We start from the raw sequence: 17501 nt of genomic DNA, 5'->3' as shown, positions 1-17501 counted from the left end.
TCCCGGCACCGTCATTTTGTTGCAACGCAACATATTGACGGGAGGTGCGCTTCCCAGCAGATTGGGGCGCGAATTAAGGGACGTGACCACGTGCGAAAGTCCATAGCAATCATCCTTTTATCGACCGCGCTTGTCGGTTGCGCCGCTCAGGCCCGGAGTGATGTCCAGGCAGTGGACGCTTCGGCATTGGCTGCGGATAACAAATCGGGCGAATATCGACTCGACACCGGGGACCGCGTCAATATCGTCGTTTATGGTGAAGAGACGTTGAGCGGCGAGCAGCTGGTCGGCGCCGATGGGACCGTGACGATGCCGCTTATCGGCAACATCCCCGCCAGGGGCGTCACGCCGCGAGAGCTTGCCGCAAAAATGCAGACGAAACTGGCTGACGGTTTTTTCCAGAATCCCTCGGTCACGGTTTCCATGGTCGCTTACCGGCCGTTCTACATTTTGGGCGAAGTCAATCAGCCCGGGCAATACGAATATGCGGTCGGCATGACAGTGCGCGATGCCGTGGCGAGAGCCGGCGGCTACACGTATCGCGCTCAGCAGAAGCAAGTTCTGCTAAAGCGGGCGGGCTCGGAGCAGGAGGTCAAGGTCCGGCTGGACAAGGATCTGCCGATCCAGCCGGGCGATACGATCCGCATCGTCGAAAGATATTTCTAACGTGAGTGCTCCGTGTAGCACAAGACAGCGGCACGCGCTGACCGGCGTGGCCGCGCTGGCGGCCGCCACCTGCGTACCGGCGGCAAGTGCGAGGGCGCAGGTCTACCAGCAACTCCTGGATTCGGAAATTCCGCTCACCACGCAGAATGGTCGAAATCTGGGTGTCTCCGAAAGACCGCACCCGGAATTGGATGCGCAGGGCCTGCCCCTTGGCGGGTTCCGCGCCTATCCGGATGTGACGGCCGGAGTGGGCTATACCAGCAATGTCCTTGGCGCCGAAGGCAATGCGCGAAGTGACGGTTATGTCGTTTTGCGCCCGCAATTGCGGCTCGTCAGCCAATGGTCCAATCACGCCTTGATCGCGACCGCTCTCTATGAGGGGTACAGATATTTCGAAACCCCGCAGAAAAACCGCAACGGTTATCAGTTCGACCTGGAAGGGCGCCTGGATATAAGCAAGGACGCCCAGCTCTATTTCAAGGCTGACGCACGGCGCGAGTACGAGGATCAGTCCTCGGGCAATTTTCCAGCGAACGGAGCCGGAGCCGTGGGCGTCGATGTAAGGTCGGTGCTGGCGCGAGCCTCGCAGCGCCTGAATCGCTTTATTCTTACAGCCAGCGCCGATCACAGCCATTTCGATTACAATCCGACCGTCACTACCACCGGGCTTACGCTGGACCTGGATTATCGCGACTACTCGGTGGATCGGGCCAGCGCGCGGGTCGAATACGAATTGAGCCCTGACAACGCCGTTTTCACTCAGTTCACGTACAAGCATACGACGTATTCGCTGAAAGATCTGACCACTGATCGCAGCGGCAATGAATGGCGCGCCAGCGTGGGCGCCATCGCGGATGTCACGTCGCTGCTGCGGGTCGCCGGGGCGGTGGGATATTTCCGGCGTTCTTACGACAATCCAACTTTGGACCATGTCGCCAGCGTCAATCTCGACATTCAAGCGACTTACTATCTGACACCGCTCACCACCATCTCGGGCACGGTAACGCGCGAGCTGGAGGAGGCGGCGGTGAACGGCTCTTCCGGTTACATTTCGACGCGGGGCATGCTGCGTGTCGATCACGAACTGCTGCGCAATCTCCGACCTTATGCGTTCATCAGTTTCGATCAGAGCGATTTCAAGGGCATCGATCGCACAGACAAGCGCACCAATGGCGGCGTAGGCGTGTTCTACGATCCCAATCGTTACCTCTCGCTCAGTGGAGAGGTCGCATATATCAAGCGCGATAGCAGCGGGGCATTGCGGGGGCCGCGCTTCGACGAACTTCGAACCATGATTACACTGCGCGCGAAGCTGTAAGTCACGGCATTCGCCGCATACCCCCGAACGTGTCTCAAAACAGGAAGTGCAGATGAACCAGGTAACTGTGGCGCAAAGAGACGTTGAAGAGCAGGATCTGGCCGGCATCTATTCCCGTTTCCGCCGACATCTTCCTATCAGCATCGCGATCATCGTCGCCACGGGTGCTCTCGCGGTCGGCGTCACGCAATTGATGCCGGTGAAATACACGGCCACCGCGCGGATGTCCTATGATCGACAACAGACTGTGGTTGGCCAGACTCAACCCGTCACCACCATGTCGGATGCGCAGCGCGACGCTGCTGTCGAGGCGCAGATGCAACTGGTGCAATCACTGGCCGTCGCGCAAGCGACGATTGACAGCCTGGGCCTGGCCAAAGACCCTGAACTTACCAAGATCGCTTCGCAATTTGCCGAAGGTCCTTCCCAGGATGCACTGGCGGCGGCATTGCTCACGAACGTCAACGCCAGTCGCATCGGTCAAACCGAACTGTTCAATATTTCCTATACTGACAAGGACCCGCTGAAGGCGGCGAAGATCGCAAATGCCTTGGCTGACGCTTATCTGAAGATCCAGAGCAAGCAAAAGGTGGACCTGGCCAGCGCATCGTCCGGCGAACTGGCAAAGCGCGTCGATGATGCCCGCAAGGACGCCGAGCAGGCCGATGCGGCGGTCGCGGCCTACCGGCTGAAGCACAATGTTCTCAACAGCACCGATTCGGATGCGCTCGAACAGCAAGTCGGCACTATGACGACGGATCTGGCCCAAGCCCGATCCGAAGCCGCTCAGAACGGAGCCAGACGAGGCGCAACCGAACTTACCAACGGTGTGGACACCTCAGCCCTTGCCACGCTGCGGCAACGTCATGCGGAAGCGCAACAGGAAGTGACCGGTCTCGCGGCCCTTTATGGAGATCGGCATCCCGACCTCGTCGCCGCCCGACAGCGTCTCGCAACGATCGACCAAGCGTTGGTTCAGGAGACGTCCCGCGTCGCCAACGGTTCCAGCACGGAAGCCAACGCGGCGGCGGCCCGTGCCGCTTCGCTCGGCTCCAGTCTGTCGCAGGCAAGGGCGACACTGGCCGGCAACGTGCGCGCCAGTGTCGATCTGGCCGATCTCCAGCGCAAGGCGGACACCGCGCATCAGCTTTACCAGAACCTGCTTTCCGTCAGCGGCGAACAATCGGCCAATCAGGCGCTGATCCAGCCTGATGCGCGGCTGACCGCGGCGGCCACACCTCCGCTGCAACCCAGTTCACCGCGCCTTGCCATCAACATCCTGGTGGGCCTGGCGCTGGGCATCGCCATCGCCGTCGCACTGGCCTATCTTCGTGAACGCTGGAACCGCCGCATCAACACGATCGACGATATCAGCGAACTGCTTGGCCAGAACTTCCTGAACTCGCTGCCAACGCTGAAGTCCTCGATCGACAAGCCGAAGACCGAGATCCCGACTGACGCGGTGCTTGAGCATCCGATGTCGTCGTTCGCCGAAGCGTTCCGCAGCCTGGCAACGACGCTTATCTACGATGCACGGAGCAATAATCCCCGCACCAAGGGCGTCGTCATCGGCCTCAGCTCCGCCTTGCCGGGCGAAGGTAAGACGACATCGGCGGTTTCAATGGCCCGCGTGCTGGGCATGGGAGGCACCAAGGTGGCGCTGCTTGATTTCGATCTTCGCCGCCGCTCGCTTACGCAGGAGATGGCGCCTTCGGCAACCGTGGGATGGACCGAGGTGGTGCAGGGCGAGGCCACGATGGAGGAAGCCGCTGTTCCGGACCGCAGCGGCGTGACCATTTTTCCGGCGGTGCGCGGCGCGCACGAGGTTCAGCGCGTCTATGAAGGCGAGGGCTTCAACAACTTTATGAACCGGCTGCGGTCGGAGTATGAAGTGATCGTGATTGATACTGCGCCGGTGCTGGCGGTCGTCGATGTTCGCAATATGCTGAGCAGTCTCGATACGCTGGCGTTGATGGCGCGTTGGCGGTCTACCCCGATCAAGGCGATCCGGGCGGCGCTGCACCAGATCGAAACCGTGGGCGGAAGCGTGGCGGGCGTCGCGATGACCCTGGTCAACCTCAAGACCCAGGCACAGTCGGGATACGGCGATGCCTCTTACTACTACAACGAGATCAAGGACTACTACGCACAGAGCTGATTGAAGAAACGGGGGGCCGCATGGCCGGTTTCGAATCCGAACTGGCAGGCGGCCGCCTTTTGGACAGGGCTCTCCTGATGTTCACTGGGCCGGTGACTCGCCGCATCGGTCCCGAAAAGGTCGCGCGGCTGGCGGCCGTTGTGGACCAAGGGGCGAACGGCCTCGGGAACGTTATCGCTCTGGCGCTCTTGGGCCGAGCCCTGCCGGCCGTGGATTTTGGCGCGGTGGGCACGATGATCGGGCTCTATTATATCCTGGCCGGATTTCATCGTTCGGCCTTCGTCCTGATTTTTACCACCAGTTATCGCACCGGCGGGACGTCCATCGACGATCATCGGGAGAACAGCACGTGGTGGTGGCTTTCGCTGGGTGCGGCGGTGATGCTCGCGGCGGCGTTGGGCCTTGCCGCGCTGCTGGTCGCGGCGGCGCCCATCGCCTTGTCGCGTATCTCCTGGACGGCGCAGCCCCTGGCGCTGGCGATGATCGTTTCTCCGCCCATGCTGGCGTGGGAGTTCGCGCGCCGATGGCTTTACAAGGTGGAGCGGGCAGATGTCGTCGCGGTTTGTTCCGGTGCCAATCTCGTAATTCAGGTTTTCGCGGCCTGGTTCGTCGCCCGTCATGCGCCTACGGCGCTGACGGCCTCCCTGAGCTGGGTCTTGGCCAATTCCCTCGCCGTGCTTTTGGCGCTGCCCTGGCTGATGCCGACACGGCCTTCCTGGGTAACGGCGATTGCGCTGGTTCGCGAGAATCGCGCCACCGCCGGCTGGTTCGCGGCAACCAACGTGCCTTATTCGGTCTATAGCTCGGCTTCGATCGTCGTCTGGATCGGACTGTTCATGAACGCTCTGGCGACCGCCGTGTTCACCGCCGCCCGCACCCTGACCAACCCGGCGATCAGCCTTGTTTCGGCGATTGATTCCATCGACAAGCCTCGGGCCGCCCGGGCCATGGCCGTCGAGGGCGCCCCCGGGCTATTGCGCGTCGTGCGCAAGACCCGACTGACCATCGCCGCGGTTACCGGACTTTATCTTTCGCTTGTCAGCCTGTTCGCCGATCGCCTGACAGCGGTGGTCTTCGCCGGGGCTTACGACGGATTGGGAACGGAAATCCGTATTCTGGCGGCGGGCTTTTTCTTCTTCGGGTTGAACCTGCCCTCTGAAACCATGATGATCGTTCTGCGCGCCGGCAGGACGATGCTGGTCGTGCGTTTCATCGCTGCGGCGCTGAGCTTGTGTGCCCTGTGGGTCGGTTCCAGCCACGGCATTCGCGGCATGACTATCGCCTTTGCGGTTTCGCAGGCGGTGATCCTGATCTTGTTCCAGATGGCTGAGCGCGGCGTGCTGCGCAAGATTCAGGTGCAGCTATGACGAATGAGCTTCGCCACTCGATCGTCGTGCTGACATACGCGCGGGAGGATATCCTTGCGCAGACTTTGGCGCGCCTCGCCGATCACCTGGTGGGGCGGGACGATTATGAGCTGATTGTGGTGGACAACAATCCCGATCGGCATGACCGACAGACGCTTCTCAACCGCTTCCATCAGGCGCATGTGCTATGGGACGGCGCGAACAAGGGCGTAGTTGCGCGCAACCTGGGATTGGCAGCGGCGCGCGGACGCCATATCGTGCTGCTGGACGATGATGTCTTTATCGAGACTCCCGATTTCCTGGACATCCTCGGCGCGCGTTTCGATGCCGATCCCCGGCTCGCCGCTGTCACCGTCTCCAAATATGTGCGCGGCGATACACGGCGGCGGGTCGATCTGGTTCCGCATACCGACAAGTCCGTGGACCTCACGCGTCCGTTCGAGACGTTCCGTTTCGTCGGCGGATGCGTGGGCTTTCGGGCGCAGGCGCTGCAGCAGACCGGGGGGTTCCTGCCGGACTTCTTTTACGGACTGGAGGAAATCGAACTGTCATACCGGTTGATCGATGCCGGCTGGAAGATCCTCTACGAGCCGGCAGTCGTGTGCGAGGAACTGGAACACCCCGCCGGGCGTCGGCCCAAGCGGCTGGTGCAGGCCGATCGGCTGACCAACAAGCTGATTATCAGCTTTCTGCACATGCCGGCCCCGCACGTCTGGATCAATTTCCTGGCGTTTCCTCCTTATGCCTTCTTCTTCGCCAAGGGGGAGATGGACGTATTCCGCGCGCTGCGGCAGTTCGCTACGTGGCTGCGCAAGCCCGGCAGAGCCCGCCGCAAGCCGATCCGCGCCCAAACGCAAGACTATATCCGCGCTTGCGGAGGCTCGTTGTGGAGATGAGCGGTTCCTTCGCTCATTGGCCGAAGCTGGGGTTGGGCTGCGCCAAGATCGGCTCGTTCAGCAATCCAGCCAGCCTGCGCCAGTCCAGCGCCTTTCTGGAAACGGCGGCGCGGGCCGGCATCACTTTGTTCGACACGGCCGACATTTATGGGCAGGGGGACAGCGAGCGGGCGATCGGACAAGCGGCGCGCCGGCTGGATCCTTCGCCACTGATCGTGACGAAAGGCGGCAGGCGCTTTTCGTCCAAGGCGCGGATGTTGCTGCCGTTCAAGCCACTGCTGCGTCCGCTCATGTCGCGGCGGGGCGCGGCGAATGCCGTCACCGCTCGGCGCGAAGCGAATGAGCGCTGCGATTGGAGCGCCGGGTATCTCGCCGCCGCCTTGCCCGCGTCGCTCCGCCGTCTAGGCCAGCCTTGCGTGGAAGCTTTCGTGCTCCATTCCCCGCCGGTCGATGTCATCGTCGATCCCGCCGTCGTAGCGGTTATGGCGTCTTTCCTCGAAAGCGGCATGGCGCGCCATGTCGGTGTTTCGTGTGACGATGTGGAAAGCCTCGACGCGGCGCTGCAGGTGCCGATTTATACGGTGATGGAACTGGACTGGCCGGTAATCGAGACGGTGAGAAACGGGCCTCAGGGCGAGGCGCTGCTGGCGCGAGGCATCGCGGTGATCGCACGCGGCGTGCTGACGCACCAGCCGCACCGTGATCCGCTTGACGTTTTCCAATCCGCGCTTGCCGATCCGCTCATCACCACGACCCTGATCGGCACGCAACAGTCCGCCCGCCTTCAGGCAATCGCCGAGCGCTTTGCTCCGGTCATAAGGTAAGGACCGTCATGAAGATCGCGTTCGTCGGCTGCGGCTATGTTTTCGACATCTACATGCGTACGCGCTGGGCCTATCCGGAAATGGAGATCCTGGGCGTGTTCGATATAGATACGCGCCGGGCCGAGGTGGTGCGTGGGCATTACGGCCTCTCGCTTTACCCCAGCCTCGACGCATTGCTTCACGACGCGCGCGTGGAGATCGTGGTCAATCTGACGAATATCGCCTCCCACTATGACGTGACCCGGCGCGCGCTGGAGGCAGGCAAGCACGTCTTCACCGAAAAGCCGATCACCACTGAATTTGCGCGCACTGCGGAGCTTTTCGCCCTGGCCGAGCGTCACGGGCGGGTGCTGGCGGCCGCGCCGTGCAATCTGCATAGCGATGCGATCACCTCGCTCTGGCAGGCCGTCAATGACGGCGCGATCGGCAAACCCGCGCTGATCTATGCCGAGCTTGACGATAATCCTGCTCACCTGATGCACCTTGACGCTGTGCAGAGCCCGACCGGCGCGCCATTCCCTTATGCAGAGGAGCTCCAGGAAGGCTGCACGATCGAGCATGTGGGCTATCACCTTGCCTGGCTCTGCGCCCTTTTCGGGCCGGTCCTCTCAGTAACGGCTTTTTCGAAGTGTCTGATTCCCGGAAAGACGGCGGAGCCGCTCGATCCGGCTGATACGCCGGACTTTTCCGTGGCCTGCATCGATTTTGCGGACGGGGTTGCTGCGCGGGTCACTTGCAGCTGGGTGGCACCCCGCGATCACAGTCTGCGCGTGATCGGGAATGAAGGCGAGATCCGGGTGGACAATGTGTTTCACGATCAGTCGCCAGTCCGCCTCGAACGCTTTTCCCGCGTGAGCCTGACCGCGCGCAAGTCTTACAGCCTGCGTCGGCAGCCTAGCTTAGGTGCGCCTTTTGGCATCGGCGGGCGCAGGATCAAGCTGGTGCGCCGCTGGAAATCGGAGGCGGTGGAGGCAGAGAAGGGCGTTGGCCGCTCTTTGAAGCACAAGCTGGTCAGCTGGCTGCGACGCCGCGAAATCTATGCTCAGGACAAGCTGCTGGGCCCCGCCGAAATGGCGCGAGCGATTGCCGAGGGTAGACCGCAGCCGATGAGGCCGGATTTCCTGATACACCTGAACGAACTGACCTTGTTGATTGCCGGTGCGGGCCCTGCGGGCGTGGCGGTCAAGCCCTCCACGCGTTTCGAACGGTTCGATCTCAGCCGCGATGTGACCGGATCTCCCGGCAATTATCGGAGCCTTGCCCGGCCCGGATTCCTGGAAAAGCTGGCGAGCGGCGCGGTTGCAGCCTTGCACCGTAGCTGAGTTCGTCCGGCTTGATCTGAGAACGGCTGCTGCTTCAGGCGCGGGCGTGCGCTTCCGTGGCCGGTGGTATATCCGCTGCGGAGGGCTGCGGCTTGCCCGCCCCCAACCTGCCGGAGAGGCCCAGCAACGGCAGAAGCCCCAGCCGTTCCAGGATCATGTGCGCGCAGACCGGCCCGGCTACACCCACGATCGTGCATGCGGCGAAATAGAGCCCGGCGGGCGCATCCAGATGCAGCTTGGCAAGGACGATGCGGGTGCCCGCGGTCGCCAGGATGTGCATGACGTAGATCGTCATCGATATTCGGCCCAACATCGCCAGCACGTCCTTGGCCAGCCCGCCAAACACCTGCGCCAGGCACAGCATGAAAGCGATGCCCGCCAATGCCGCGGGAAAGGACCAAGGGGTCAGGTACGGCGTCATCCCGTCGTCAGGCACGATCTGATATGTGGCAAGCCAGAGCAGGGCAAAGATCGCCATCCAATAAGAGGCCGGAGCCCATTGCTTGATCGCGTCTGAAGCGAGAGCGCCGATGACGAAGAAACTGAGCATATAGGCGATTTCGTGGATGATGTTTTCATCCTGGATGAAGCCGCTGGCGATCAACCCGACGGCGGCAAGCGGGATCAGCACTCGCGGACGCAGCCCCACGACGGCGACCAGCAGCACGTAGACCATCAGCGCGTAGAGAAACCAGAACGGTGAGATGGGTTTCCAGCCGATCATCAGCAATTTGGACCATTCGCCCTTGCCGTTAATCACGCCGGAGAGCAGGACCAGCAGTGTGCCCTGGATCAAGGACCACAAGACATAAGGATATGCGATCGTGCGCAGCCGCGTTCGCACAAAGTCGCCCCGCCCCCGCGCGAGGGACGATCTGACGTTCACGCCTGCAAGAAGCATGAACAGCGGCATGTGGAATGTATAAATCGCCAAGTCGAACGTCGACCACGCCTGACCGGTTGCAATATGCGCGTTAACCAGACCTCTTTCGGCATGGCCCATGACCACCAGGATTATTCCGATACCACGCGCGACATCGAGCCATTCGACGCGCTTACGGATTTCCTCCATGGCAATATCCCGGATGAGGCGAAAGTAATCGAATCCGTATTGAAATTGAGCCGTATTGGCAATTGATTCGCGGGTTAATACGTAGACGAGAGGAAGTGGACAGGACGGTCTGCTCTATTTATGCGACCAGTCGAATATAGCGGGTCGCGAGTCAAAGTGAATGCTACGTGTTATTGTTGCAGCGATTGCCGCGAGCGCGGCATTTTTTGCTTTTCGCGGTCTGAAGGCCGCCCTTTCGCGGGATTTCGCATGTCCGCATCAAACACCGGGCTGTCGCGGTTCGTGCGATGAATGCCAGGCCGACCGGCCTTTCTGACCGACCGGCCCGTGCCCGCGTCAGGTCATGCCGATCACTGCCGGATCTACCGCGCGGCTGCGCCTGATCCGTTGATAGCCGGCATAGTTCGCGTGGATTCCGTCTGAGGTCAGGGCGACGCCGGCCGTGCCGTCATGCTCCACCGCCCAGAGGCCGGAGTTCAGGCCCGTCTCCACCGCGCCGGCCACATCGAAAATATCGTCAACGCCGGCGACCTGGCGCGCCCGTAGAAGATTGTTGACGCCGTAACGTTGGGCATTGGCGGCGGATACCGTCTGGCCGCCGACCGTGCTCCACGTTCCCGTGGCGGAGGGGCTGATCGTCGCCCACAACACTTTCTTGCCCGCTGCCTTGCCGAGCGCCGCCGCCGCGGCAATGTCGGCGGCAAGTTGCGCGGTGCTTCGGCCGGCGGCGATGTCATTGATCGACATATTGCCCACCATATGGCTGAAGTAAGGGATCAGCGCGCGCCGCCGACTGTTATTGGCCAGCCAGCCCTGAAGCGTCTCGCTGGGGCACCCCATGTTCAGATAGCCGAAGTGATCGCCGAGCGACCGCGCCAGTTCGCCGGTGTGGCCAGTTGCATCGAAAGTGTCGCCGATGCCGTGGACCCGGCTGTCACCCAGAAGGTAAAGGCTTGGCCGCGCGGTTTGCGAAACGATCAGGACCGGATAGAGATTGTTCGCGCTGGTGCCAGAAGCGATGCTGCCGCCCGTGGTCTTGTCGCTGTAGAAACCGGCGGTGCTGTTGCCTTCCGCAATCTGATTGTACCCGGCGCTGTTCGATCCGGTGAATTGCCAGAAGGGAATCTGGGCGCTGGCCTCGGCATGCCAGCGCAGCAGAAAAGCGGCGCCGCGCGGGATCGGGCTGAGCAATTTAAGCAGGTCCGAAAGCGCACTGGTGGCGCCGTCCGGGATGATGCCGGTGCCCGGCTGGCCGGCCCAGGTGAAGCGCTGCCAGACGCCCGTGTCCGGGTTGGCGGCGATCGGGTACTGGATCGAGGCGGTGATCGTCAGCCCACCGCCCGGTCCTGCTTCGTGGACCGTGCTGCTCTGATACCAGTTGGCGTAAGCGACCTGCAGACTGGAAATCTCGTCCCGCGCAACGTGGAAGGTCTGGCCGTTCCCGCTCTTGAAACCGGTGGCGATGTTGTTTGGCGCGTAGGATCGGGTCGCGACCTGGCCCAGGTACGACGGCAACACGGGCAAGCCTCGCTCACGGCCCCACCGGTCGGCCGCGCCATGCGAAAAGCCCAAGGCTCCGGATGATCGGGTCATCTTTCACGCCTCCGCGATCAGGTTGGTGGCCGTAGTGCCGGTGGCGCGGACATGCGATGCGCGCACCGCGATGTAGCTGGCATCGGGCAAGTTGCGGTACGTCACGTCCGCGCCCGCACCCGCCCCTCGCAAGGTGACGTCGCCGCCGGTGCCGACGAATATGCCCTTCGGAACAGCGGGCAGGGGGGCGACGTCATCGGGCGCCACGGCATAAGGCGCGCGCGAACCGGCGAGGATGCTGTCACTGACATTGGAGAAGCGATCTGTTGAGGTCATAGCTGGGCTCCGAATCATTACGTTCCTTATTTGTTCTAAAATAAGGTGTGTAGGAAAGTTTTTTTGACCGCCCTTGGCCAGAAAGTTTCTTTGCGGTAGCGTCCACCCAATCCCCCCAAAGCGACGAAGGAACTCCCTTGTCAGACGTCGAAAAAAAATTGAATGAATCCGGGGCGTTGAAACAATTCGGCGTGGCAAGTCAGACCAGATCGCGAAGTCCCCGAGGCGAAGTTGCCGACGATCGCAGCCAGGACGTTTTGTACTGGATGTTCGTGGCGCTGCTCATAGGCATCACCTTCTTCCAGAAGATCGGTCTGGTGACCGGCGATGGCGCGATTTTTCCGCTGATCGTGCCGTTGAGCTTCATCGTGATCGGCGTCGGCCTGGTCTATGCACGGCCACTCATCCGCGTCGGCCGGATAGTGGCATGCGCCGTTGCGATGACGGCCATTCTGTTGAGCACTGGGCTATTCGCGCGAACTTATTCCCAGGGAAGCGTGCTGCTGCTGGTGGCGCTTTATCTGCCTTTCGTCTTTGCCTTTCGAACCGAGCAGAAGACTTACCTGAAGTGCCTGCGCTTTTTCAGCACGCTGATGCTGTTTTTTGCGGGGGTGGTATGGGCGCAGCATGCGATCCAGTTCACGGTGGGTTGGCGTTGGTGGCCCAATCTTGACCTGCTTCTGCCCAAAAGCCTGCTGATTCCGCAATTCAATTATATTCAGCCGATCCGCTACGGCCTGGATTACATGAAGCCGTCCGGCATCTTCTTCCTGGAAGTGTCCACGCTTTCGCAGTTCATTGCGCTGGCCGTCATCATCGAGATCGTCTTCTTTCAGCGGTGGGCGCGCGTCGCTTTTCTCGGCGCCACTCTTTTCGCCACCTTCGCCGGTACGGGCACGCTGCTCGTAGTTGTCGCCATGCCCCTCCTTTTCGTGAGGATGAGCACGCGCACTTTCATCGGCGCTCTGGCGGCGATACTCGCCACGCTGTTCATTGCCGTTCAGCTCCATTGGTTCGAGCTGACGATGAACCGGGTCGACGAGTTCGGGAGGACGGGGACCAGCGCGAACTCCCGCTTCATTGATCCGATTTATCGACTGGCCAAACCGCTCGTCAGCGATGCGGGTCTCTATTCCGGCATCGGCGCGGGCCAGATTGAAAGCGGGGGCAACACCTTCTGGTGGCCAATTACCAAACTATCCGTCGAATATGGCTTGATCGAAGCGGTGATCTTCTATGCGTTCGTGATCTTCTGCCTGTTGGAGGGCGGCATGAGTCGCCGTTTCGCCTTCGTTCTTATCATATGGTATTCGTTTGAGGGGACCTTGCTCACCGCGTACAATCCGCTGACTTGCGTGCTGTTGGTCACCATGTTCCATGTCACCTCCCGGAAGTCGGCGTCACGTTCGGCCGATCGGGGGCGCAGGTCGGATGCGGATCGCACGCTGGGGAGCGGTCTGGCGTCGATGTGATGTTCTCGACCGGGGCCGCGCAAGGCGGCGAACGATTGATCTACGCCATCGGTGATATTCACGGACGCGCCGATCTGCTCGCGCGCTTGCTCCCCGCTCTGAAAGATGACGTCCGCAGGCGCAGGGACGAAGAGCGGGAACGCCCGCTGGTCGTCTTCCTCGGCGACTATGTCGACAAGGGACCGCAATCGCGTGTGGTTATCGACATGCTGTTGGAATTTACCGGCGACACCGATTTCGAGCCGCGGTTCCTGCTGGGCAATCATGAAGAGACGCTGCTCGATTTCCTGGCCGGGCGGATTCGCGGCCGCACCTGGGCGGAGCATGGGGGGGATGCCACCTTGCGCTCCTATGGCGTGCATCTTGCGGGCGAGGCGGATTGGGCGGATGCCAGGGAGCGGCTGCGCCAGGCTGTTCCGTCTGCTCACTTGCGCTTTCTGGAAAACCTCGAACTCATGATTGAGGCGGATGACCTCCTGTTCGTTCACGCTGGCATCCGTCCCGGCGTGCCGCTGGATCAGCAGACGACCCGCGATCTGCTATGGATCAGAAGCGATTTCCTGAAAGCGCCGGTCACCCCAGATCGCTTCATCGTTCACGGCCACACTCCGCGCGACAACGTTTATGGCGCGCCGGGCCGCTTATGCCTGGATTCGGCCGCTTACATGTCCGGGCGCCTCAGCGCCGGCATCTTCGTGGGCGATCGGGTGGAGATCATGGATTCGATCTCGCTTACGCCGGTGCCCTTTGCCATAAGCCCGGCCGTTCCCGTATCCGGATCATCCGTTTGATTTTACACCTTTTACGCAGCCTAATTTCTATTAACCATGCTCGGGAAACGTCCGTCAACCATGCTCGGGAAACGTCCGTCAATCTCCCTTGAGCGATATAGGGGGTGAGCCTTTTCTACTCCCCTTTGCGGTAGGTGTACCTTGCGTCTTGTTCAAACCTCCTCGAGCGCCGCTGACCTTGGCCGCGATGTTTCCCTTGTGAGCACCTTTCTCGTCGCTGAAGCGCCCGAGAGCTATGTCGAAGAGCCGCAGAGCAGCCCGGCCCGCGGGATTGTGATCGCGCTTGCGGCCTCCGCCCTGATCTGGGGTGTGATACTGGCGCTGATCTTTTGAACGGATGGGCTGGCGTCAATGCTCGCGAAACGAACCCCATAACGAATTGCTCAGCGGCTCCAGCGCATAGTCGAGGGCAGTGCGCTTACGCAGCGGAATCAGCGCCTCGATAGGCATTCCCGCCCTTAGGGTGAAGCCCGGCCCGCGAAATCGCCGCAGAATGGCGAGTTCGCTGGTCGGCACCGTAACTTCACCGGTGAAATAGCGCACGCCGGTGCGTTCATCCTGCAAGCTGTCAGCCGAGATTCGCGTTACCTTTCCGTTCAGCGGCGGCAACCGGCGATCGTGAAGGCCCGGAAAGCGCACTTGCGCTGCCATGCCGGTCGCCAGATCGTCCACGTCGTCCGGGTTGATCCGGATTTCCATGCGCAAGGGCTCATGGTCTGGCACGATCTCCATCAACGTCTGGCCGGCCTGGATCACCCCGCCGGGCGTGAAGACTTTCAATGCAACGACCGTACCCGTCGCTGGCGCGCGGATCTGCGTGCGGGCCAATTGCTCCCGCGCCGCGGCAAGGCGAGGCGTCAGGTCGCCGATGTCAGTCTCGACGGAGCGCAGTTCGGACAATGTGCGCTCCTCGAAAGTGCGCTGCGCCTCGATCGATTGCGAGAGCGATTCGCCGGCGGCGCCCTGCGCCCGCGCCACGTCGGCGGCATATTCCCCTTGTTGCCCGATCAGTGCCGCTTTGGCCCGTTCCAGCTCGCGCATCCGGCTTTTCGAAACGAAGCCTTTCTCGGCGAGCGGAGCCATTGCGCGCAATTGCTCGTCAATCAGGCGCACTTGTTCCGCTGTCGCCGTGGCTTGCCGGGAATAGCCACCACCTTGCGCGCCTGACTGAGCAACACGCTGACGCAGCGCCTCTCGTTGAGCGGCAAGCACGCCCCGGCGCTGACCAAGCTCCGCCGTCTGGCGTTGTAGGGCCGCGGCGGCTTCCTGCGCATCGCCTTGCGCAAGACCGGCGAACTCGCGCGGCGCTAAGATGTTCGCAGAACCGGTCTGCTCGGCCATCAGCCGTGCCCGCTGGGCTAGAAGCTGAATCCATTGCGATTGCAGCGAACGTTCCTGCGCCTCCACTTCGGGGGCCGAAAGGGTAATGAGCACGTCTCCCTGGTTCACTCGCGAACCTTCATGAGCCGCGATCCGATCGATGATGCCTCCGTCGCGATGCTGAACGGACTGCTTCTCGCCGGAAACCACCAAGACCCCCGGCGCCTGGACGGCCGCGTCCAGCCGCGCGAGGGCTGCCCAACCCAGAAACAGGACGAAAAAGGCGGCCGCCACAATAAGGCCGTGGCGGATGTCCCGCGTCGGTTGGGCGATATCCGGGGCGCCCCGGATAAGAGGAGCCTCGCCGGCTGCGATGGATGCGCTCACGACCCGGCCTCCTGACGTTCGGGAACGGGCGGCAAAGTCGCCGGAAGAGGGCGGGCGATCTTGGCCAGCACTTCGTCGCGCGATCCGAGCATGGCCAACTGGCCTTCCTTCATCACAGCGATCCGGTCGACAACCGGCATGACGGTGAGCTTGTGCGTCACGATGATGACGGTTCGCCGCTGTCGCTTCAGACCGGCGAGAAGCTCCATGAGCCGCTGGTCGCCTTCCGTGTCGAGATGAGCGTTGGGCTCGTCCAGCACCAGGACCGTTGGAGCCCCGAACACCGCGCGGGCCAGCGCGATCCGCTGCGACTGCCCGGCCGACAGGCCCAGCCCGCCTTGCGCGATACCGTACTGATAGCCACCGGGAAGCTGAAGAATAAGTTCATGCGCGAAGACCCGGCGCGCTGCCGCGATCACCATTTCATCCAGCTTGGCCTGGTCGGAGTCAGTCTCTCCTGCGAAGCGCGCGATGTTTTCAGCGATAGTGCCTTCGAAGAGCGTGGGAGTCTGCGGCAGGTATCCGATATGCCGGCCCAGCGTTTCCGCGTCCCAATCGCGAATGTTCGAACCATCGAAGCGGATCGAACCTCGGTCGGGCAAAAGGGCGTTGGCCACGCAACGCGCCAGAGTTGATTTTCCCGCTCCGCTGGGACCCATGATCGCAAGGATTTGGCCGGGCTCTACCGACAAGCTGACATTCTGGACGATGACGCGGGAATGCGCGGGGTCAAGGACGAACACGGCTTCCAGTTCCACGCGACCTTGCGGGGCGGGAAGGGTCGTACGTGATGCATCTGAGGTAAGATCATCGAAAAGCCGACCGAGATCGCGCCATGCCTTGCGGGCGTCCGCCACAGTCTTCCAATTCCCGATGACTTGTTCAACCGGGGAGAGTGCTCGCGCGATCAGGAATGACGACGCAAAGATGGCTCCTGGCGAAATCTGCCGTTCAACCGCCAACCATGCCCCCGCGCCCAGCGCCAGGGACTGGAGCGCCAGCCGCAGGAACTTGGTGGCGGTGACGAAGTCTCCGTTCAGGAACCCGGTGCTCGCCTGCATCGTCAGCATCGCATCCCGGCGCTTCAACGCCCGCGCTACGAAATTGCGCTGCATGCCCAAGGCGCGAAGCACTTCGGCGCCGTCGATGGCTGCATTCTGCTCCTGTTGCGATCGGAAGGCGGCGTTGCGGACCTCCGATAATCCGGAACGCACCGTTCGCTCATTCAGCCAAGCAATAAAAGGCAGCGCGATCCCGCCGAAAAGGGCCATGGCTCCGATGGCCGGATGCATGATGAAGCACACGATCAGGTAGATCGGCAGCCAGGGAATATCGAGAACGGCCAGTGCGGCCGGACCGGACAGGGCATTACGGACGGTGTCGAAATCGCGCAGCGCCTGGCGCGCCTCCGCGGATCGGGGCCGCGCGATGGCGGCTTCGAGCACGGCCGGGCTGAGCAAGCAGTCCAGTCGCACGCCGCCGCGCACCAGCAAGCGGCTGCGAATGCGATCCAGCAGAGACAGCGTCGAAAGGCCGAAGAGCAGGACCAGAGTGAGAAACGCGAGCGTCTGCAGGCCGCCGGTGGGCACGACCCGTTCATAGACCTGGAGCATGTACAGCGTGGGAACGATATAAAGCAGATTGACGAGCGCACTGAAGCCCGCCGCGAAACGGATGTGCCGCCGGCACTCGGCGATGGCCTGGGAAAGAACGGAAACCGATGGGCTCATGACAAGACGGTGGAACCGATCGCGCGGCGCATGAGGGCCTCCAATAAGATCGAGCGGAACAGCTTCCGCCTGAAGCATCGCGCGCATCCCATCGCTATATCCCTTCGGCGGATTTCCAGAGCGACCCGGAAATGAGAGAGCGCAGGCCAGGGCCGGCGGAGCACAGCAGCTGACGGCCGAACTATGACGCACTTTGATGAGCGTTTCCAGTATCATGAGACGGAATGATGCGGTTGGGCGGTCAGCATTGCAGAGAGGTTAGTCTTTTATGCAACGGACATTATCGCGCCTGTCGGATCGGATATCGGC

Annotated in this window: 15 protein-coding genes; 10 read left to right on the top strand and 5 right to left on the bottom strand. The window is 61.9% G+C overall.

What is annotated here, in order from left to right; translation table 11 throughout:
- Window positions 1–90: 90 nt before the first annotated feature.
- The 7 genes from V7D69_RS01165 to V7D69_RS01135 are packed head-to-tail and all read left to right on the top strand — an operon-like array spanning window position 91 to window position 8551.
- Window positions 91–666, top strand: coding sequence for a polysaccharide biosynthesis/export family protein (locus tag V7D69_RS01165; RefSeq protein ID WP_333604868.1), 576 nt, complete (start codon window positions 91–93; stop codon window positions 664–666).
- Window position 667: 1 nt separating this feature from the next.
- On the top strand, window positions 668–1984 hold the full coding sequence (locus tag V7D69_RS01160) for an outer membrane beta-barrel protein (RefSeq protein ID WP_333604867.1): 1317 nt from the start codon (window positions 668–670) through the stop codon (window positions 1982–1984).
- Between the two features lie 52 nt (window positions 1985–2036).
- Window positions 2037–4142, top strand: a complete 2106-nt coding sequence (locus V7D69_RS01155; RefSeq protein WP_333604866.1) for a GumC family protein — start codon at window positions 2037–2039, stop codon at window positions 4140–4142.
- Window positions 4143–4162: 20 nt separating this feature from the next.
- Complete coding sequence (locus V7D69_RS01150) at window positions 4163–5509, top strand: lipopolysaccharide biosynthesis protein (RefSeq protein WP_324062979.1); 1347 nt, start codon at window positions 4163–4165, stop codon at window positions 5507–5509.
- A complete protein-coding gene (locus tag V7D69_RS01145) occupies window positions 5506–6405 on the top strand; it encodes a glycosyltransferase family 2 protein (protein ID WP_333604865.1) in 900 nt (299 codons plus the stop codon). Before V7D69_RS01150 ends, V7D69_RS01145 begins: the two co-directional genes overlap by 4 nt.
- Window positions 6402–7229: an aldo/keto reductase gene (locus tag V7D69_RS01140; protein ID WP_324062976.1), complete on the top strand. Its 828-nt coding sequence runs from the start codon at window positions 6402–6404 to the stop codon at window positions 7227–7229. Before V7D69_RS01145 ends, V7D69_RS01140 begins: the two co-directional genes overlap by 4 nt.
- 8 nt (window positions 7230–7237) lie before the next feature.
- Window positions 7238–8551, top strand: a complete 1314-nt coding sequence (locus tag V7D69_RS01135) for a Gfo/Idh/MocA family protein (protein WP_333604864.1) — start codon at window positions 7238–7240, stop codon at window positions 8549–8551.
- Window positions 8552–8585: 34 nt separating this feature from the next.
- Here V7D69_RS01135 and V7D69_RS01130 read toward each other — a convergent pair whose 3' ends face one another.
- From V7D69_RS01130 to V7D69_RS01120, 3 genes are all read right to left on the bottom strand, one after another.
- Window positions 8586–9623, bottom strand: coding sequence for an acyltransferase family protein (locus V7D69_RS01130; RefSeq protein WP_333604863.1), 1038 nt, complete (start codon window positions 9621–9623; stop codon window positions 8586–8588).
- Window positions 9624–9959: 336 nt separating this feature from the next.
- Window positions 9960–11216, bottom strand: coding sequence for a GDSL-type esterase/lipase family protein (locus tag V7D69_RS01125; RefSeq protein ID WP_324062069.1), 1257 nt, complete (start codon window positions 11214–11216; stop codon window positions 9960–9962).
- A gap of 3 nt (window positions 11217–11219) precedes the next feature.
- Window positions 11220–11492 (bottom strand): spike base protein, RCAP_Rcc01079 family, encoded by a 273-nt coding sequence (locus tag V7D69_RS01120; RefSeq protein WP_324062067.1) that lies wholly within the window; start codon window positions 11490–11492, stop codon window positions 11220–11222.
- Between the two features lie 272 nt (window positions 11493–11764).
- Here V7D69_RS01120 and V7D69_RS01115 point away from each other — a divergent pair, with 272 nt between their 5' ends.
- The 3 genes from V7D69_RS01115 (at window position 11765) to V7D69_RS01105 (ending at window position 14088) form a co-directional block, all read left to right on the top strand.
- Window positions 11765–12964 (top strand): hypothetical protein, encoded by a 1200-nt coding sequence (locus V7D69_RS01115; RefSeq protein WP_333604862.1) that lies wholly within the window; start codon window positions 11765–11767, stop codon window positions 12962–12964.
- Window positions 12964–13755, top strand: a complete 792-nt coding sequence (locus V7D69_RS01110; protein ID WP_333604861.1) for a metallophosphoesterase family protein — start codon at window positions 12964–12966, stop codon at window positions 13753–13755. The genes V7D69_RS01115 and V7D69_RS01110 overlap by 1 nt, the downstream gene beginning before the upstream one ends.
- Window positions 13756–13953: 198 nt before the next feature.
- Window positions 13954–14088 (top strand): hypothetical protein, encoded by a 135-nt coding sequence (locus V7D69_RS01105; RefSeq protein ID WP_324062061.1) that lies wholly within the window; start codon window positions 13954–13956, stop codon window positions 14086–14088.
- Between the two features lie 15 nt (window positions 14089–14103).
- Here V7D69_RS01105 and V7D69_RS01100 read toward each other — a convergent pair whose 3' ends face one another.
- The gene (locus V7D69_RS01100) at window positions 14104–15462 is read right to left on the bottom strand and encodes an HlyD family type I secretion periplasmic adaptor subunit (RefSeq protein WP_324062059.1); all 1359 of its coding nucleotides are present in this window, start codon (window positions 15460–15462) and stop codon (window positions 14104–14106) included.
- Window positions 15459–17279, bottom strand: a complete 1821-nt coding sequence (locus V7D69_RS01095) for a type I secretion system permease/ATPase (RefSeq protein ID WP_333604860.1) — start codon at window positions 17277–17279, stop codon at window positions 15459–15461. Before V7D69_RS01095 ends, V7D69_RS01100 begins: the two co-directional genes overlap by 4 nt.
- Window positions 17280–17501: the final 222 nt, after the last annotated feature.

Source organism: Novosphingobium sp., from assembly GCF_036733805.1.
In the GTDB taxonomy this organism is placed as follows: domain Bacteria; phylum Pseudomonadota; class Alphaproteobacteria; order Sphingomonadales; family Sphingomonadaceae; genus Novosphingobium.
This window is presented reverse-complemented; position numbering and strand designations above follow the sequence as displayed.

What these genes read in the sequence shown, in the direction of transcription:
- V7D69_RS01155 (WP_333604866.1), top strand. Translation starts at nt 2,037, where the DNA reads ATGAACCAGGTAACTGTGGCGCAAAGAGACGTTGAAGAGCAGGATCTG.
- V7D69_RS01150 (WP_324062979.1), top strand. Translation starts at nt 4,163, where the DNA reads ATGGCCGGTTTCGAATCCGAACTGGCAGGCGGCCGCCTTTTGGACAGG.
- V7D69_RS01145 (WP_333604865.1), top strand. Translation starts at nt 5,506, where the DNA reads ATGACGAATGAGCTTCGCCACTCGATCGTCGTGCTGACATACGCGCGG.
- V7D69_RS01140 (WP_324062976.1), top strand. Translation starts at nt 6,402, where the DNA reads ATGAGCGGTTCCTTCGCTCATTGGCCGAAGCTGGGGTTGGGCTGCGCC.
- V7D69_RS01135 (WP_333604864.1), top strand. Translation starts at nt 7,238, where the DNA reads ATGAAGATCGCGTTCGTCGGCTGCGGCTATGTTTTCGACATCTACATG.
- V7D69_RS01130 (WP_333604863.1), bottom strand. Translation starts at nt 9,623, where the DNA reads ATGGAGGAAATCCGTAAGCGCGTCGAATGGCTCGATGTCGCGCGTGGT.
- V7D69_RS01125 (WP_324062069.1), bottom strand. Translation starts at nt 11,216, where the DNA reads ATGACCCGATCATCCGGAGCCTTGGGCTTTTCGCATGGCGCGGCCGAC.
- V7D69_RS01120 (WP_324062067.1), bottom strand. Translation starts at nt 11,492, where the DNA reads ATGACCTCAACAGATCGCTTCTCCAATGTCAGTGACAGCATCCTCGCC.
- V7D69_RS01110 (WP_333604861.1), top strand. Translation starts at nt 12,964, where the DNA reads ATGTTCTCGACCGGGGCCGCGCAAGGCGGCGAACGATTGATCTACGCC.
- V7D69_RS01095 (WP_333604860.1), bottom strand. Translation starts at nt 17,279, where the DNA reads ATGCGCGCGATGCTTCAGGCGGAAGCTGTTCCGCTCGATCTTATTGGA.